This window comes from Curtobacterium sp. VKM Ac-1395 (assembly GCF_015350975.1).
Classification (GTDB): Bacteria; Actinomycetota; Actinomycetes; order Actinomycetales; family Microbacteriaceae; genus Curtobacterium.
In genome coordinates, this window is sequence record NZ_JADKRX010000005.1 from 59,374 (window position 1) to 77,758 (window position 18,385).

12 protein-coding genes are annotated in these 18,385 nt (G+C 71.3%); 7 read left to right on the forward strand and 5 right to left on the reverse strand.

The window, feature by feature from the left end; genetic code table 11:
* Nucleotides 1-31 precede the first annotated feature (31 nt).
* Nucleotides 32-1,411, forward strand: a complete 1,380-nt coding sequence (locus tag ITJ68_RS19605; protein WP_194661971.1) for an O-antigen ligase family protein — start codon at nt 32-34, stop codon at nt 1,409-1,411.
* 18 nt (nt 1,412-1,429) lie between these two features.
* Here ITJ68_RS19605 and ITJ68_RS13840 read toward each other — a convergent pair whose 3' ends face one another.
* Nucleotides 1,430-2,806 carry a hypothetical protein gene (locus ITJ68_RS13840; RefSeq protein ID WP_194661973.1) on the reverse strand — a complete coding sequence of 459 codons (1,377 nt, stop codon included), beginning with the start codon at nt 2,804-2,806 and terminating at the stop codon, nt 1,430-1,432.
* A 109-nt stretch (nt 2,807-2,915) separates the two neighbouring features.
* Between ITJ68_RS13840 and ITJ68_RS19610 the strand changes: the two genes are divergently transcribed.
* From ITJ68_RS19610 to ITJ68_RS13855, 3 genes are all read left to right on the forward strand, one after another.
* Nucleotides 2,916-4,199 carry an O-antigen ligase family protein gene (locus tag ITJ68_RS19610; RefSeq protein ID WP_194661975.1) on the forward strand — a complete coding sequence of 428 codons (1,284 nt, stop codon included), beginning with the start codon at nt 2,916-2,918 and terminating at the stop codon, nt 4,197-4,199.
* 99 nt (nt 4,200-4,298) lie between these two features.
* Nucleotides 4,299-6,161 (forward strand): hypothetical protein, encoded by a 1,863-nt coding sequence (locus tag ITJ68_RS13850; protein ID WP_194661977.1) that lies wholly within the window; start codon nt 4,299-4,301, stop codon nt 6,159-6,161.
* Nucleotides 6,162-7,523, forward strand: coding sequence for a hypothetical protein (locus tag ITJ68_RS13855; RefSeq protein ID WP_194661979.1), 1,362 nt, complete (start codon nt 6,162-6,164; stop codon nt 7,521-7,523). It abuts the gene before it with no gap.
* 256 nt (nt 7,524-7,779) lie between these two features.
* On the opposite strand, the gene ITJ68_RS13860 is transcribed toward ITJ68_RS13855, so the two are convergent.
* From ITJ68_RS13860 to ITJ68_RS13875, 4 genes are all read right to left on the reverse strand, one after another.
* The gene (locus ITJ68_RS13860) at nt 7,780-8,562 is read right to left on the reverse strand and encodes a polyprenol monophosphomannose synthase (RefSeq protein WP_194661981.1); all 783 of its coding nucleotides are present in this window, start codon (nt 8,560-8,562) and stop codon (nt 7,780-7,782) included.
* Nucleotides 8,563-8,593: 31 nt separating this feature from the next.
* Entirely contained in the window at nt 8,594-9,970 is a 1,377-nt protein-coding gene (locus tag ITJ68_RS13865) for a hypothetical protein (RefSeq protein ID WP_194661983.1), read from the reverse strand.
* Between the two features lie 141 nt (nt 9,971-10,111).
* Nucleotides 10,112-12,187: a hypothetical protein gene (locus ITJ68_RS13870; RefSeq protein WP_194661985.1), complete on the reverse strand. Its 2,076-nt coding sequence runs from the start codon at nt 12,185-12,187 to the stop codon at nt 10,112-10,114.
* A 231-nt stretch (nt 12,188-12,418) separates the two neighbouring features.
* Complete coding sequence (locus ITJ68_RS13875; protein WP_194661987.1) at nt 12,419-13,453, reverse strand: glycosyltransferase family 2 protein; 1,035 nt, start codon at nt 13,451-13,453, stop codon at nt 12,419-12,421.
* A gap of 171 nt (nt 13,454-13,624) precedes the next feature.
* On the opposite strand from ITJ68_RS13875, the gene ITJ68_RS19615 reads away from it, so the two are divergent.
* The 3 genes from ITJ68_RS19615 to ITJ68_RS13890 all read left to right on the forward strand — a co-directional run bounded on the left by ITJ68_RS19615 (nt 13,625) and on the right by ITJ68_RS13890 (nt 18,384).
* The gene (locus tag ITJ68_RS19615) at nt 13,625-16,171 is read left to right on the forward strand and encodes a glycosyltransferase (protein ID WP_323743325.1); all 2,547 of its coding nucleotides are present in this window, start codon (nt 13,625-13,627) and stop codon (nt 16,169-16,171) included.
* 70 nt (nt 16,172-16,241) lie between these two features.
* Complete coding sequence (locus ITJ68_RS13885) at nt 16,242-17,138, forward strand: ABC transporter permease (protein ID WP_228505637.1); 897 nt, start codon at nt 16,242-16,244, stop codon at nt 17,136-17,138.
* Between the two features lie 4 nt (nt 17,139-17,142).
* Complete coding sequence (locus tag ITJ68_RS13890) at nt 17,143-18,384, forward strand: ABC transporter ATP-binding protein (protein WP_194661991.1); 1,242 nt, start codon at nt 17,143-17,145, stop codon at nt 18,382-18,384.
* Nucleotide 18,385: the final 1 nt, after the last annotated feature.

Sequence of the window (18,385 nt, forward strand, 5' to 3'; positions counted from 1 at the left end):
CCGCCGTCCTCCCGCGCGTTAGCCTGTCCTCGTGACGAACACCTGGCCCCTGGCGCGCGGCACCGTTCCCGAGCGCGAGGTCTTCGCCTTCGCCACCGCGGTGCTCTTCACGCTGTTCGCCGGGGACGCCGTCCCGAACATGCTCACGTGGTACGGCGCCGCCGTTGTCTGGGCGCTCGAGGGGGCCTGGGGCATCGCGATCGTCGTCCGGGCCCGACCGACCATCCGACGGACCCCGCGGTCGCTGTGGCTCTTCCTGGCCTGGTGCCTGGTCTCGGTGGCGTGGTCGCACTGGCGCTTCGCCACCGTCGCGAGCCTCGTCGCGCAGGTCCTCTGCGCCCTCGTCGCGTTCGCGATCGCGTCCGGGCTGACCTGGCGCCGGGTGCTCGACGCGATCAGCCTGGCGTTCCGGGGCGTGCTCGGCCTGTCCCTGCTGTTCGAGGCCGTGGTGGCGGTCGTCGTGCGGCACCCCATCGCGCCGATCTGGACCCACTACGGGGACCGGGACATCCCGGACGCGTTCTACTTCTCCCGCGCCGAGCTGTTGACGGGTGGCCGCATCCAGGGGCTGCCGGGCAACGCCAACCTCCTCGCGATGGTCGCCCTCCTGACCGCGATCGCCGTCGGCGTGCAGCTCGCCGAGGGCCGGATCCGCCGGAACAGCGCCATCGGCTGGCTCGTCGTCGCCGCGGTCGTGTTCCTGCTGACCCGCTCCTCGACCGTCGTGGTCGCCGCCGCGGTCGTCGCGCTCGTGCTCCTCGCCGCCCTGGTCGTGCGCCGGGTCCCGACCGAGCGCCGCACCCCCAGGTACCTCGCGATCGCCGGCATCGCGGCCGTCGTCGTGGTGGTCGGGGTCGTGTCCCGCGGCGCCGTGGCCGGGCTCCTCGGCAAGAGCGCCGACTTCACCGGTCGCGGTGAGATCTGGCAGGCCGTCCTCGGGCAGGTGCACGAGCACCCCGTGCTCGGTCTCGGGTGGATCGGCTACTGGTGGCCGAGCATCCCCGAGCTCGCGGACCTCGCCCCGCGCAACGGCGTGACCTACCTGCAGGCGCACGACGCCTTCCTCGACGTGTGGATGCAGACGGGCATCGTCGGGCTGGTCCTGTTCGCGCTGTACGTCCTGACGACGCTGAACCGCTCGTGGTCCTGCGCCACCCGGATCGGCTACGACGCCAGCCTGCAGCCGCGTCGCTTCGACCCGGTGTCGCTCCTGCCGCTGCTCGTCGTCGTGGCGCTCCTGGTGCAGTCGGTCGCGGAGTCGCGGCTGCTCTACCAGGGCAACTGGGTGCTGTTCGCCCTCATCGCGGTCAAGTCACGCATCGTCCTCGTCGGCGAGGAGCCGGTGTCGGTCGGAGACGGCCCCCGGACGCCCCCGACGAAGCGCGAGTTCCGCTGGCCCGTCGCCCGCTGAGCACGGGCCACGCCGCCCTCACCGGTCCCGGAGCACCAGCGAACAGGGCACCTGGGCGGTCCACGGCAGGGCTCGGACCGACACCGTCCGTCGCTCCGGGTCCGCTCGGCACGATGCCTCCGCCTGCCGGAACTGCGGCTGCCAGAGGTGTCCGCCGTCCCGGGTCGTCGGTCCGGGGGCGGCGGCGCCCACCCACGCCGTGACGACCAGGGCGACCACGACCCAGCCGACGGCCGCGCGCGCGACGCGCACCGTGCCTCCCGTCCGGACCGGCGGCACCGCGTCGGACGCGGGCCGGACGGCACGACGGCCGGGGTCCACCAGCGTCGCCGCCGCGACGACGACCGCGCTCGTGAGCAGCAGACCGGCCGCGGCGGCGTACCGGGACGGAGTGGCCTCGGTCAGCACGGCGGGGACCGCGTCGGACCAGCGCGCATCGGCCGAGGCGTTGGCAGCGAGTGCGGCGCTCCACACCACGACGGACCCGGTCGTCAGGGCGGCCAGGAGCACCCGTGCCCGCCACCGCGCCGCGACCACTGCGACGACCAGCACCGCGAGCAGCAGCGCGGACGGCACGACGAGGACCACCCAGCCGCGGTCGACGACCGCGCGTCCGACGGCTCCGACGTCGGCGGACCAGCTCCCGCCGACGACGTTCGTCAGGTACCCGGCGGCGACGTCGAGGACCCGCGGGTCCCCCGGGGTCGAGGTCCGCGCGGTGGTGAGCGCGGTGACGACCTGCGCCGCACCCCCGGCGAGCGCCGTGACCGTCACGGGGAGCGCTCGGAGTGCGGCCCGGCCCGTGCCCCGCACCGGCAGCCACGCCAGGAGCAGCAGCGGCAGGAACAGGACGGCCTGGACCTCCGTGCAGGTGACGAGGACGGCGGCCGATGCGGTGACACCGGCGCCCCACCACGTCCTGGCGCGGTAGGCGAAGAGCCACGGGGAGAGCACGAGGGCGAAGGTGTGCAGGTTCGCGGCGTTGCCGGTGACCTCCCACGGCGCGCTCGGCAGCAGCACCGGGACGGCGGCGAGCACGAGCCGCAGGGGCCAGGGACGGACGACGTCGCGGGCCAGGACGAACAGCGCCGCCGACACGAGCCCGACCAGCGCGCAGCAGAGCAGCGAGACCGACAGGGCGTACCGGTCGACCGGCAGCGCGAGGGCGACGTCGACGACGAGCCGGGGCACGAGGTGCAGGTACCCGGCGTACGGGTGGAACAGGCTGCCGACGGGTCCCAGTGCCTGGTGCTCGCGGAGGAAGAGGCCGACGTCCTCCGCCCACCCGGTCCCGCGGGCGGCGGGGCCGAGGCGGACCCAGGCGGTCGTCGCGGCGGCCAGCGCGAGCGCCACGAGGCCGACGGCGCCGACGGTCCTCGCACGTGCTCGTTGCATCGAGCGATGACGCTAGCGGAGACATCGCGATCTGCGATATCGACGCACCGGCATGACGCGGCGGTCGTCCGGCCGCGTGGGCCAAGATGGTCCAGTGACGGACGGCAGGGTGACCAGACGCGCGCTCGGGCGCCGCTACCTGTCCGCGTGGATCGGGTTCTCCGCCGGAGGGCGCTTCAGCCAGGCCCTCGCGACCGTGATCCTCATGTTCGCCTTCGGCCAGCCCACGGTGCAGGCGCTGGTCGGGAGCGCCGGCACGTGGGCCGTCCTGGTGACGCTCGTCGTCCTTGGCGGCCTGAGCCTGCTGGGGCAGCGGTACCGGATCGAGTGGCACGGCGTCCTCCCCCTCTCCCTGCTCGCCTTCGTCGGGTACTGCGCACTGAGCGTCCTGTGGAGCGAGTACTCGTGGGTGGCGCTCCGCGAGTTCGCTGCGACGCTCGGCTTCATCGGCCTGGGGCTGTACCTGGCGCTCGGCCGGGACCTGGTGCAGGTCATCCGGGCCTCCGGCGACGCGTTCCGCATCCTGCTCGTCGTGGCCCTCGGGCTCGAGGTCCTGTCCGGGCTCGTGCTCGACGTCCCCATCCCGGGCTTCGGCATCCGCGGCGACATCGCCTACGGCGGACCCATCCAGGGCATCGGCGGCACCCGCAACTTCATGGGGTTCGTCGCCGCGATGGCGCTCGTGACGTTCGTGGTGGAGTTCCTCACCCGGTCGGTGACCGCCTGGCGTGCCGTCGCGTCCACCGCCCTGGCCGTCATCGCGCTCATGCTCGTGCAGTCCCCGATCACCGGTCTGGCGATGATCGCCCTCGCCGTCACCGCCCTGGCGCTGTGGGCGCTCCGACACGCGCAGCCCCGCACCCGCCCCGTCGTGAACGGCGTGCTCGGGGTCTTCGTCATGGTCGTGGCCGTCGTCGCGGTGCTCGCGCACTCCCGGATCCTGGCCGAGATCGGGGCGGCCGGTGGCAGTGCGTCACGGCTGGCGCTGTGGTCGCAGCTCCGGGTGCTCATCGAGCAGCACCCGGTCCAGGGCTGGGGCTGGGTGGGGACGTGGCCGAGCGAACCGGTCGTCCCGTTCGACGTCGTCCTCGCGCCGAGCGGCCTGCCCTTCACGTCGGCCCTGAACGCGTTCGTCGACGCCTGGCTGCAGATCGGACTGGCCGGCATGCTCATCCTGCTCGGCACCGCGGTGCTGGCGTTCGCCCGGGCCTGGGTGACGGCGACGACGTTCCCCGGGGTGGCGTACGTGTGGCCAGCCGCGGTGCTCGTGCTGCTGGCCGTCACGAGCACCGCGGAGAGCTACCTGCTGCACGGCGCGGGGCTCATGGTGTTCACCGCCGTGCTCGTCATCGCCGCACGACGCCGGTCCTGGCGGGGCCGCCTGCCGCGCTGACACGAGCGGGCACGGCCGCCGTCGGGGGCCTGCGTCCGTCGGAGGCCGCCGGGTACACTGCCCGTGGTCGTCAGGGGGCGGCCGGAACGGGAGAGCTCGATGCAGCGTGTGCACCACTTCGTCGCCCTCGTCCTCGGCGTCCTGCTCGTCGTGGTGGGACTCGTGGTCGTCACGCCCGCCGGTGCCGCTCAGGCCGCGGCCCCGCTGACCGGGCGATACACCCCCGTCGAGACCAGCCGCGTGTACGCCGGGTCGGTCGGCACGAAGCCCACCGTCGTCCCGATCAGCGGGAAGGCGGGCGTGCCGTCGAACGCCAGGGCCGTCGTCCTCAACGTCGAGGTCAAGTCCCCGACCGCCGCCGGGTACGTCCGGGTGACGCCGGCCGGGTCCGACCCGCAGGTCGTGACGCAGGCGTTCACCCGCGGTGGGTCCATCTCGAACCTCACCACCGTGAAGCTCTCCGGGGGCAGGGTGCAGGTCAAGCTGTCGGCCGGCGCGGCCCAGGTCTACTTCGACGTCTCCGGCTACTACGCCGACGGTCGGGGCTCGACCTACACCCCGGTGACGAACAGCCGGGTCTTCGGCGCCACGGTCGGCACGGACCCGACGGAGGTGCCGCTGACCGGCCCCGATGCCGCCGGCGTCCCCAGCGACGCCACCGCCGTCGCCGTCAACGTCGGCGTGCAGTCCCAGACCGCCGACGGCTACGTCCGCGTCACGTCGGCCGGCCACGACGCCCAGGTCGCCGCGCAGGTGTACCGCGCGGACACGCCCGTGTCGAACCTGGTGATCGTCGGGCTCTCCGGAGGAGCCGCGCAGGTGAAGGTCTCCGCCGGCACCGCCACGGTCTACATGGACGTCACCGGCTACTACTCCTCGGCGACGTCGGGGTCGGTGTTCGTGCCGATCGACACCGTCCGCGCGTACTCGGGCGACCTCGGCACCGCCGCCTCCCCCATCCGCCTGAGCGGCACCGCGGGCGTGCCGGGCACGGCCACCGCCGTCGTCGCGACCGCCCAGGTCACGCACCCGAGCGCCACGGGGTACCTCCGGCTGACCCCGGCCGGTCAGGATCCCCAGGTCGCCACGCAGAACTACCGCGCGGGTCAGTCGGTCGCCGCGCTGACGATGCCGAAGGTGACCGGCACGACGGTGGACCGCCGGGTGCAGGCGAAGGTGCGGTCGGGCACGGCGCACCTGTACCTCGACGTGTCCGGGTACTTCCTCGACGGTTCGTCCGGGTCCGGCATCGGTGCCGACATCTCGTACCCGCAGTGCTCCACGCCTTCGACCTGGCCCCAAGACCAGTCCTTCGCGGTCGTCGGGGTGAACGGCGGCCGCACGACCGAGTCGAACGACTGCTTCAATCAGCAGCTCGCCTGGGCCTTGACGTCCCACGGCGGAACGTCGCAGCCGAAGGTCCAGCTCTACGTGAACACCGCGAACCCAGGAGCACTGGCCTCGGTCTGGCCGAAGAGCAACACGATCCCGAAGGGCCCGAAGGTGGTGAACCCCTACGGGAACTGCACGGGCGGCTACGACAAGGCATGCTCGTTCATGTACGGGTACACCCGGGCGTACGAAGACGTGCAGAAGCGCAACGTCCCGAATGCATCGAAGTACCGATGGTGGCTCGATGTCGAAATCGGAGGGCCCACCGGCGCGACGTGGCAATCGGACAAGCTACAGAATCGAGCTGATCTCGAGGGCATGGTGGAGTACTTCACGTCGGTCTCTGCGAAGGTGGGCATCTACTCGACGCGGTACCAACTCGGACTCGTGACCGGCACGATCCCGAGCACCAGTTCGCTGTACGGCCTTCCGAGTTGGGTCCCCACGGGGGGGTCCTCGATGGCGGAAGCCCAGGCAACGTGCTCCTCCGCTCCGCTCACGAGTGGGAGCACGGTCGTGATGACGCAGTACGAGATCGGAGCGATCGACCGCAATGTGAGCTGCGTCTAGGTGCCGCGGCGAGTCACGGCGTCGCCCGGCCGGCTGGAACAGCTCGCCATGTGCGTGCTGGTCCTGGTCCTGACCGGGATCAGCCTGCTGTCGAAGCTGCCCTGCACGGGCCCGCCGCCACCCGGTCTCACCCGCGCAGCGCACATCGGCCGGTCCGCATGCTGGAGCGACGTCGCCGCGCTGTGGACCCCGCGCGACCTCGGCCTGCACCGGCTGCCCTACGTCAACGGCACGTTCACCAGCCAGCCCCTCACCCTGACCGGCGGCACGGTCGAGTACCCGACGCTCGGTGGCCTGTGGATCTGGCTGACCGCGCTGCCGGTCGACTCCGCCCGCGGCTTCCTCGTCCTCACCGCCGTCGTCGCCGGGGTGCTCGCCGTCGCCGTCACGCTGCTGCTCGTGCGGCTGACCGGGCGCCGTGCGTGGGTGTTCGCCGCCACCCCGCCGTTGGCGCTGTACGCGGCCTACAACTGGGACCTGCTCCCCGTGCTCTGCACCGTGCTGGGCGTCACCGCGATGACGACGCCCCGCTTCCGGTCGTCCCCGTGGCTGCGCTTCGGCCTCGCCGGGCTCGCGTTCGGGACCGGAGCGGCGTTCAAGCTGTACCCGATCATGTTCGTCGCGGCGATCGTCCTCGCGGCGCTGCTCGACCGGGACGGCCGTCCCCTCGGTCGTCGCGTCGCCCAGGCCAGCGCCGCGCTCGGGGGCGGGCTGCTCGTTCCCCTGCTGGCCAACGTGCCCTTCGCGCTCCTGGACCTCGACGGCTGGCTCGCGCCGGTCCGGTTCCAGGCCGAGCGCGCCACCGGGGCGTCGACGCTGTCCGTCTGGTACTGGGGCCTGCTGCCGTGGTCCTCGAGCGGGGACCCGGCGTTCCAACACCGGATGACGGCGCTCTCGACGGCCGCGACCGCGCTCGGCGTGCTCGTCGTCCTCGCGGTGACCGTCGTGCTCGCGCTCCGCCGCGGGAGGACACCCTGGCTGCAGTCCGCCGCGGCGCTGCTGGCGGTCTACATGGTGTGCAACAAGGTCGACTCGCTGCAGTACGTGCTGTGGCTGGTGCCGTTCTTCGTCGTGCTCCGCGTGGGCGGGTGGTGGGTCACGGCCTACCTGCTCGCGGACCTCGCCGCGTTCGTCGGCTGGTTCCGCTCGCAGTACTACGGCGCGATCGGGCAGACGGCGCTGACCTGGGCGGACCAGGCCCTCGCGGTCGGCATCTGGGGTCGGGCTGCCCTGCTCGTGGCGCTCGTCGTGGTGTTCCTGCGCAGCGAGCCCGCGGTGCAGCAGTGGTCGGAGCCCGAGCGGCCACCAGCAGCGCCGCACGACGCGAGTCCCCCCGCGCACAGCGAGTCGATCCGCGCCTAGGAGGTCGGACGTTCCGACCTCCTCGGCGCGATCCCGCCTGCCATCGCAGGCGTCATGGGTGGGAGCGCACCGCGGACGGACGGACAGACAGACTGACGGACGGGAGGCTCGGTGCCAGCTGGCACCGAGCCTCCCGTCCGTCAGCGGTCGCGACTCACCGCACCTCGCCGCCGAGCGGTCATCATCCGTCGGACGTGCGCCGCCAGCACGACGGACGCGGACCGGTCGGCGGACCTGAACGGGGTGTCGTGACCAGTCAGCGACGCGTCGCGCCCGCCGATCCCGAGCCCGAGCGCGGGCGGAACCGGCGCTGGAGCCCCCACTGGGTGGTCTTGACCATGGCCTCGACCACGATGGCCTGGCTCATCTTCGACACCCCGTGGATGCGGTCGCGGAAGCGGATCGGCACCTCGACGATCGTGCCGCCGAGGTCGTGCACGCGCAGCGTCATGTCGACCTGGAAGCAGTAGCCCTTCGAGTCGACGGCGTCGAGCTCCATCCGCGCGATCGCGTCCGCGCGGTAGACACGGAAGCCGGCGGTGATGTCGTGCACGTCGAGCCCGAGCATCACGCGCGCGTACCCGTTGCCGCCGCGGCTCAGGAGCTCGCGGTGCTTCGGCCAGTCCACGACCGAGCCGCCCTCGACCCACCGCGACCCGATCGCGAGCATCACGTTCGCTTCCGGGGGTGCGTCGGCCACCGCCGCGATCAGCGCGGGCAGCCGGTCCGCGGGGTGTGAGCCGTCGGCGTCCATCTCGATGAGCAGGTCGTACCCGCGCTCCAGCCCCCACCGGAAGCCGGCGACGTACGCGGTGCCGAGCCCGAGCTTGCCGGAGCGGCGCATCAGGTGCACGCGGTCGTCGGTCTCGGCGAGCTCGTCGACGAGGTCGCCCGTGCCGTCCGGGCTGCCGTCGTCCACGACGAGCAGGTGCGCCGACGGCACTTCGGTGAGGATCCGCTCGGCGATGTCGCGGACGTTCTCGGCCTCGTTGTACGTCGGGACGATGACCAGGGCGGTGGGCTTCAGGGAGTCGTTCATGGCGGTTCTCTCGGTGTCCGGGGCACCGCGCTCAGCGCGCGGCACCTCCGTCGATCAGGGCACAGGGCACGGTGACGGCCCACTGCGGGCCTGGCGCGATCTGGATCGTGGCGTTGCCGGACGGCGCAGCCTCGCACGCGGCGTCGGTCTGCGAGGAGTCGACCTGCTGCTCCCAGATCGGGCCGTTCTGCCGGTTGGCCTTGTCCATCGCGAAGTTCGCGACGAAGGCCCAGACGACGACGAGCGCGAGGACCACGCCGAGGACGCGGACGACCAGGGCCGGCCGGGCGAGGAACACGTCCACGAGCACGACGAACCCGGCGAGCACGTACATCGACCCGGACGCGCTGTAGCGGAACGTCCAGATCCCCAACCACTGCGCGTGGTCGAAGTGGGCGAAGGCCAGCATCTCGTTCGGGTTCAGCCACACGGCACCGAACCAGACGGCAGCGGAGCCCCAGAGCATCGACGCGAGCGTCCATCGCTGCTTGCCCATGCCGAGCCAGAACCCGGCGGCGACGAGCAGCACGGCGACCACGAACGGGGCCACGACGACGACGATGCCGTGCTCGGCGATGAGCCGGCCGAGCGTCGGCATGCTCCACGTCCACGACCCGCCGAACGGCTGCACGATGTACCCGAGCACCATGTCGGCCACGGAGTCGTGCGGCACCGTCGCGGGTGCGCGGGGGTGCATGAGCGTGGTGACGACCTGCGCGGCACCGCCGAGGACGGCGCCGGCGATGACCGGCCAGCGATGCCGGTTGCGGATGCCGACGAAGAACAGCGGGAAGAACGCGACGACCTGGATCTCGGTCAGCCCGCAGAGCAGCGCGACGACGCCGAGCACGATGCCCTTCGTCCACGACTTCACCGGGGTGAGCAGCAGGAACGGCATCAGGAACATCAGGAACCAGTGCAGGTTCGCGGCGTTCGCCTGGATCTCCATCGGGCCGAGCGGCAGGAGCGTCGGGACCAGGGCGAGCAGCACCCGGGCGACGACGGAGCGCAGGACGCCCGCGGTCAGCACGTAGACGGCCGCACCGACCGCGGCGGTGACGAGCACGCAGAGGATCGAGACGGTCACGGCGAACCGGTCGACGGACGCGACGTGCGACGCCACCGCCACCAGGGCGCGCGGGACGACGTGGAGGTACCCGGCGTAGTCATGGAACAGCGCCCCGAGCACACCGCGGTCGTACTGCTCCTCGAGGAAGACCTTGCCGTCCTCGGCCCAGAGGGTGTTGCGCACCTCGGGCGTCAGGCGGAGCCACCCGAGGGCGGCGATGACGGCCCCCAGCAGGACGGGGACGACGACGGACATCAGACGGTGACGGCGGCCGGACCCGGGGTCGGCAGCGCGCAGGTCCGTGGCCGCGCCCTGATCGGGGGGACTGGTCTCGAGCACCGGGAGATCCTCTCACAACCGGGAGCGACGACGGCGGAGCCGCGCACAGGCGGCCCAGAGCCATGACGAGGAGGGTCGGACGACGGACGCCCGCCGGTCAGCGACCGGCGGGCGTCCGTGGTGGCGCGACGATGCCGTGCCTCAGCGCACCGTCACGGTCCGGCACCCGAAGGCCGTGTTCGAGCCACCGACGGAGTCGATGCCGTAGACACACACCTCGTGCGACCCGGCGCGTGCCCCGAGCCTGACGTCGTACCCGTGCGCCGGCCCCGCCGCGGGGTACGACCGTGCGACGTCGCTGCGCGTGCGGTTCGCGATGACCCGCTTGCCGACGCCGTCGACGTAGACGTCGACGCCGATCGACGCCGAGGTGTCCGGGTCGATCGCCCAGCCCGACACCTGCACGCCGCCCGACACGGCCTTCGCCACGTCGAAGCTGCCGATCGGGGCCTTGTTCGTCACGGTGACGGCCTTGCAGCCGAGGGACGCGTTGCCGCCCGCCCCGACGTTGTTCGCCGTCACGCAGACCGTGTGCTTGCCGTTCCCGACGGTCCAGGTGCCCTCGAAGCCGCGGAGCGACCCGTAGGCGGGGTAGCGCTTCGCGATGTCGCCGCGGCCGGACTTCGTCGTGAAGGTACGGCCCTTGCCGTCGATCGACACGGTCACCGTGATCGGGTCGACGGAGTCCCCGTCGACGGCCCAGCCGGAGACCGAGATCGTCGACGTGGTGGCGGTGACGCTGTCCAGTGCGCCCGTCGGGGTGCTCCCGGGGACGTCGACGGTCTTGCAGGACCCGACGTTCGCGTTCCCGCCGTTCTTGACGTTGATGCCGAGCACGCAGATCCTGTGGCTGCCTCCCGGTGCCGTGACGGTCGCGGTGTAGCCGTGGTCCGGCCCTGCGGAGGGGTAGGCCCGCCCGACGTCGGCACGCGGTGCCTGGGCCCACATCTTCTTGACGATCGTCCCGTCGACGGTGATGTGCGCACCGATGCGTCCACTGGACTCGGGGTCGATCGCCCACCCGGTGACGGCGACGCCACCCGGCACGGCCCTGGCGCTGTCGAGGGACCCGAACGGCGAACCGTCCGGCACCGAGACCGTCTGGCAGCCGAGCTCCTGGTTCGTCTTGCCGTCGATGGAGATCGCGTAGGCGCAGACCTTCTGGGAACCGGCGGCCGCTGGGATGCGCTGGTTGAAGCCGTGCTTCGCGCCGAGCTTCGGGTACGCGGCCGCGATGTCCGGGCGGTTCTGGTCCGCCTGCACCGCGGTGCCCTTCGAACCGACGTAGACGTCGACGCGGGTGCTCTTGTTCGTGGTCGTGTCGAGGGCCCAGCCGTTGACGGTGATCGCGTTGTAGCTCGTCGCGATGCCGTCGAGCGTGCCCTTGGCGGAGGTGCTCACGCCGGTGGTCGAGCCGAACCAGTCGGTGTAGAGGCGCCAGAAGTTCCGGTTGCCGTAGGCCGAGCAGCCGTCACCCGTGCCGTACAGGTTGTTCAGCGCCGCCGTGTTCGGCGTGTACGGCGTGTAGTAGTACAGCGCGGCGGTCGCGCGGTTCTGCACGGCGACCGTCTTGGTGCCGCAGCTGACCGGCACGTTGTACTGGACCGCGCGGTTGCCCGGGTTGAACCAGGTGAAGTAGTTGCTGGTGCCGGGCGGGTTGCCGTAGCGCTTCCACTGCCAGGCGGACCAGTAGATCTGGTTGCCGACGCCGGCGTAGGCCGGGTCACAGTGTCCGCCGACGTTGTCGGGGCAGGCGTAGCCCATCGCCCGCTCGAGCCGGGCGGCGGAGGGGTTCCGCGCGGTCGCGCCGTTGATCAGCGTCTGCTCCTTCTGGAGCGTGACGAGGATGACCTTCGGGCTGATGCCGCAGGCCGCCGCGACGCGGGTGATGATGACCGCGGCGGAGAGGGAGGACCCGCCGGTGAGGGCGTTGCACATCGGGTCGGCCGAGCGGGAGTTCATCCCGAAGCGTCCGACGTTCAGGCAGGACGACGACGCGCACGACCCGATCTGCGTGTTCAGGAACGACTGCACGCCGTCGACGGACATCGACGTCCCGGCGTAGAAGTTCGTGTCCGAGATGATGTTGCCCGCCTGGAACGACGAGCCGCTCAGCGCACTGGCCGGCTCCTGTCCGGCTGGGGCGGTGAGCTGGAACCCGACCAGCACGCTCGCGACGGCGAGCACACTGGCGAGGATTGCGACGACCTTCTTCACGTCGAGGGGCCTTTCCGGGGGCGGCGACGGGGTGGTGGGCACGCGGTTCGGGCTGGGCGCCTCCGACCGACCCCTGATCGCGGTCGGGACACACGTGTCGCATCAGACTACGCGCGTCACAGTGGTTACACAGCCCCCGGCCGTGCCCCCGAACGGGAGGCGCGGGTCGACTCCCCGCGGCGGCCGCGGCCCGCTGCTCCTCGCGTCCGCGACGCGCTCCTGTGCGCTCGTTCAGTCTGCGGTGGCGAGCGCGGCTTCGACGCGACGACGCGCAGTGCGTGACACCCGGTCCGCACGGCGGAGGCGACGTGCGTGACGGAGGACGGCAGGGGCCTCCCGGGTCAGCCGCCACCACGCGGTGGGCGGGAGCTGTGCCGCTGCCGGCCGGAGGAGGTCGCGTCCCAGCCGGACGAGGGTCCTGAGCAGGACCCGCGCGGTCATCCGCGCCGAGCCGTTGCGGACCGTCACGGCGAGGCGGTTGCGCATGCTCTGTGTGCGGACGAGCGTCGAGTCGCTGCCCGAACTCGCGGCGTGCCGGTGCACCACGACCGCGTCCGGAGCCGCTCCGACCGTGTACCCGGCGAGGCGGAGCCGCCACGCGACGTCGAGGTCCTCGTAGTACATGAAGAGGGACTCGTCGAAGCCGCCGACCTCCTCGAGAGCCGATCGCCGCAGGAACGCGGCGCCACCGGAGAACCCGAACAGGGGTGCGTGTTCCGGGGCGTCGTCGACCGGACGGAGCCAGTCGCGGTCACGGCCGTTGCCGGAGCGGTCGAGCACCACGCCCGTGCCGTTCACGAGGGTCTGCCCGCCGGTCTCGACCCGTCGCCACCGCCGGCCGTCCGCCGCGACGAGGTCGTGGTCACTGCGGCCGGCGCCGTCGGGCACGACGGCGAACGCGCCCTCGAGGACCGCTGTGGCCGCGACGGCTGCCGTCCGCGGACCACCGGCGGCGAGGCACGCGAGGCCCCGGTCGAGGAACCCGTGGTCGGCGACCGCGTCGTTGTTGAGGAGCACGAGCACCGCGCCGGAGGCGGCAGCGACCCCGCGCGCCACCCCGCCGGCGAAGCCCGAGTTCGTCGGCTCCGGCACCACGACGACGCCCGGGTAGTCGGCGCGGTAGGCGGCGACGGTGGCGTCGTCGGCCTCGTTCACGACGAGGACGACCTCGGTCTCGGCGTCGACCCGTTGCGAGAGCACGGAGTCGACCGCCCGGCGGGTGAGCTCGGGCTGGTGCCAGTCGATGACGATCACGGAGGCGTCCACCGGCCCAGTCTCCCAGGGTGACGACGCCACGACGTCGCCGGACGCGGCGCGGCTGCCCGGGCTCGGCGACGCCGGGCCGTGCAGGGCCCCTGGGTATAGTGGTGCCGCCTTCCGGGGCATCCTCGCCAGCCGACGTATGGAGTTTCGTCCGTGTCTACCTTCGCGCCTCGCGTGTCCGTCGTCGTCATCAACTTCCGCGGGACCGACGACACGCTCGAGTGCATCGCGCGGCTCAGCGAGGTCGACTGGCCGGCGGACCGCCTGGAGATCGTCGTCGTCGAGAACGGTTCCGGCGACGACAGCGAGGCCCGGCTCCGAGCGGCGCTCGGCGAGCAGGCGAACGTGAAGATCATCGTCTCCGCCGAGAACCTCGGCTTCACCGGCGGCAGCAACCTCGGCGCGCGTGAGGCCAGCGGGGACGTCGTCGCGTTCCTCAACAACGACGCCAAGCCGGACGTGGCCTGGGTCCGGGAGGGCATCGCGGGCTTCGCCCCGAGCCCCCGCGTCGCGGCGGTCGCGAGCAAGGTCCTCGACTGGGAGGGCAAGACGATCGACTTCGTCGAGTCGGGCCTCAGCTGGTTCGGCATGGGCTACAAGAACCACATCGCCGAGCTCGACGACGGCCGCTTCGACGAGCCGCGCGACCTGCTGTTCGGCACCGGGAGCGCGCTGTTCGTCCGGCGCGACGTCTTCCTCGAGGTCGGTGGGTTCGATGAGGGCCTGTTCATGTTCTACGACGACGTGGACCTCGGCTGGCGCCTCAACCTGCTCGGCTACCGCGTGCGGTTCGCCCCGCGCTCGGTCGTCTTCCACAAGCACCACGGGTCGATGAAGTCGTTCGGCGACCACCGCGAGATGTACCTGCTCGAGCGGAACGCCCTGCACCTGCTCTACAAGAACCTCTCCGACGAGAACCTCGGGGTGTTCCTCCCCGCGGCGCTGGCCCTGCTCGCACGACGTGCCGTCGCGAAGAGCGGCCGCGACTCGTCCGAGTTCGACATCCGCCGCTTCACCGGCGCCCCGGACGAGTTCGACCCGACGACGCCGATGTCGAAGGAGACCATCGCGGGCCTGTACGCGCTCGACCAGTTCGTCACCGACCTCCCCCGGCTCTCCGAGGACCGCCGTCGCATCCAGGGCCAGCGCGTCAAGACGGACAAGGAGGTCTTCCGCCTGTTCGGCGACGCCTTCAAGCCGCTCTTCGAGGACGGCTACTTCCTCGAGGGCTACCAGGCGATCATGCAGGCCTTCGACGTCGAGCAGCCGATGCACCGCAACCGCGTGCTCGTCATCACCGGGGACGCCCTCGGCGAGAAGATGGCCGGGCCCGGCATGCGCGCGTGGAAGATCGCCGAGGCGCTCAGCGAGCACAACGACGTCCGCCTGGTGACCTGGAACGTGGCGAACCGCAAGTCCGACCGCTTCGAGGTGATCCGCGTCCCGCTGCAGCACGAGCGCGCGATGAAGGACCACGAGGAGTGGGCCGACGTCATCTTCTTCCAGGGATACGCACTCCACCACTTCACGACGCTGCAGCGCTCGAACAAGATCATGGTCGTCGACCTGTACGACCCGATGCACCTCGAGCAGCTCGAGCAGGCCCGCGACAACGGCGACGTCGGCTGGCGCAACCAGGTCACCTCCACCACCGAGGTGATCAACGCCCAGCTCGAGCGCGGCGACTTCTTCCTCTGCGCCTCCGAGCGCCAGCGCCTGTTCTGGCTCGGGCAGCTCGCCGCCGTCGGTCGCGTGAACCCGGACAACTACCTCGCCGACGACAACCTGAACAAGCTCATCGCCATCGCGCCGTTCGGTATGGACTCCACGCCGCCGGAGCACACCCGCAAGGCGATCCGCGGCGTCACGCCCGGCATCGGCGAGGACGACAAGGTCGTCATCTGGGGCGGCGGCATCTACAACTGGTTCGACACCCCGTCGCTCGTGCGTGCCATCGCCAAGGTGGCCGAGACCCACGACGACATCCGGCTGTTCTTCCTCGGGGTCGCGCACCCGAACCCCGACGTGCCGGAGATGGCGATCGTCGCGGAGACCCGTCGCCTCAGCGCGGAGCTCGGCCTGACCGGCAAGCACGTGTTCTTCAACGAGCAGTGGGTCGCACTCGACGACCGCCAGAACTACCTGCTCGAAGCGGACGCCGGGGTGTCCACGCACTTCGCGCACATCGAGACCACGTTCTCGTTCCGCACGCGCATCCTCGACTACATGTGGGCGAACCTGCCCATCGTGACGACCGACGGCGACAGCTTCGGTGACCTCGTCGCCGCCGAGGGCATGGGCGTCGCGGTGCACGAGCGCGACGTCGACGCCCTCGCCGCCGCCCTCGAGTCGATGCTGTACGACCCCGAGGCCGCCCAGGCCGCTCGCGACGCCGTCAGCCGGGTCCGTCAGGACTTCACGTGGGAGCGCGCCCTGGCCCCGCTCGTCGAGTTCTGCAAGGACCCGTCCGTCGCCGCCGACCGCGCACACGAGGCTGCAGTGCCTGCCGGTTCCGTCGCCGCCGCTGGCCGTCCGCGCGTGGCACTCAGCCCGGCCCGGCAGCGGGAGATGCAGTTCCACCAGATCGCGAACAGCCGGCACGGGCTGTCCCGCGACGTCCGTCTGGCCACCTGGTACCTCCGCGAGAACGGCATGAGCGGACTCCGGGACAAGGTGCAGAACCGCGTGCGCATCATGCGCGAGAGCAAGAACGGGCGCTGACGTCCGACGGTGGCCCCCGGTCACCGAGGTACAGTGACCCGTCTCCCGCGTCAGAACTGAAGGATCCCCTTTGAGCAACATCGTCACCGAGCGGTTCGACCGCCTCCGGCAGGAACGGATGGTCCCCGCGGGCCGTCCCGCCACCGCGGTCATCGGTTCGATCCGCGAGGTCTTCGCGCACCGGCAGCTGCTCGACCTGCTGATCCGCCGCGACCTGAAGTCGCGGTACAAGGACAGTGCGCTCGGGTTCGCCTGGACGCTCATCCGTCCGCTCGTGCAGCTGGCGATCTACTACTTCGTCCTCGGCCAGATCCTGGGCGCGTCCCGCAACATCCCCGAGTTCGCGATCTACGTGTTCTCCGGGCTGACGCTGTACGGGCTGTTCAGCGAGATCGTCGCGTCGGGCACGGCGTCCATCGTGTCGAACGGCGGCCTGATCAAGAAGATCTACCTCCCGCGGGAGATCTACCCCCTGGCCAGCGTGGGTGCGGCGCTGTTCAACTTCGGTGTGCAGCTCGTCGTGCTGCTCGCCGCGGCGGTGCTCCAGAGCGGCTTCGCGTGGGTCCGGCTCGACCTGCTCTACTTCTTCCCCGCGACGATCGTCATCCTCATCTGGGCGACCGCGTTCGCGTTGCTGCTGGCGGCAGCGAACGTGTACCTGCGCGACATGCAGTACCTCGTCGAGGTCCTGGTGCTCCTGCTCATGTGGGGCTCGCCGATCGTCTACAGCTGGCAGATGGTCGCGTCCCGCGCCCCGGAGTGGCTGCTCAACCTGTACACCGCCAACCCCATCACGCTGGCCGTCCTCGGCATCCACCGCGCCTTCTGGACCGCCGGTCCGGACGCCGAGTACCCCGCCCACCTGCTGCTCCGTCTGGGTGTCGCCGGGGTCGTCGGCCTGGTCGCGCTCCTCGTGTGCCAGCGCGTGTTCGCCAAGCTGCAGGGCAACTTCGCCCAGGAGATCTGACCCGATGAGCATCGACAACAGCCTCACGCAGGAGACCCGCTCCCCGTTCGCCGACGCCCCCGCCGTCGTGACGGTGAAGAACGTCTCGAAGCGCTTCACGATCCGCAAGGACAACTCCCTCAAGGAGCGTGTCGTCACCCTCGGTCGCGCCGGACGCCGGCACAGCGAGGACTTCTGGGCGCTCAAGGACATCAACCTCGACATCCCGGCCGGCACCACGATCGGGCTGCTCGGACCGAACGGCTCGGGCAAGTCCACGCTGCTGAAGACCATCGGCGGCATCCTCGAACCGACCACCGGGACCGTCGAGCGCCGTGGTCGTCTGGCGGCGCTCATCGAGCTCGGCGCCGGCTTCCACCCCGACCTGACCGGCCGCGAGAACGTCTACCTGAACGCCGCGATCCTCGGCCAGACGCAGGAGGAGACCGAGGAGCGCTTCGACGACATCCTGCAGTTCTCCGGCATCGGCGACTTCATCGACACCCAGGTGAAGTTCTACTCGTCCGGCATGTACGTCCGGCTGGCCTTCGCCGTCGCCATCAACACCGACCCCGATGTCCTGCTCGTCGACGAGGTCCTGGCCGTCGGTGACGAACAGTTCCAGAAGAAGTGCCTCGACAAGATCCGCGAGTTCCAGGCGCAGGGCCGCACGATCGTCCTCGTCAGCCACTCGCTCGGCCAGGTGCAGGAGCTCTGCGACTCCGCCGTCGTCCTGCACCACGGCGAGGTCAAGTTCCAGGGGTCCGCCCGCCTCGCGGTGAAGAACTTCCGCGAGATCCTCGAAGGCCGTCGCATCGCCGAGGCCGAGGCGTCCCACCCGGAAGAGGACGCCAACCCCGGCAAGGTCGAGCACGTCGAGCTCGAGATCCCGGGCCGCGCCCCCGGCGAGGACCACCGCCCGGGCGACGACATCGTGGTGCGCGCGACCTTCTCGCACACGACCCCGCTGCCCGAGTGGCGCGCTGGCATCAAGATCGAGAACCAGTTCGGCCACCCCGCGTTCGGCGTGGACAGCCGGCAGCTCGAGACCAAGCACGACCCGCTGAACGGCACGGCGACCGTCGAGTGGCGGCTGACGGACGTGCGGCTGGGCGGCGGCGCGTACTTCGTGCACGTGTTCCTGGCGAAGGCGACCGGCGAGCACATCGTCATCGAGCGAGAAGCTGCCCGCTTCACCGTGGTCGACGAGGACCGTCAGTCCGGCATCGCCTGGACGCGGAGCACCGAGCGCCAGGTCAAGGGCTGAC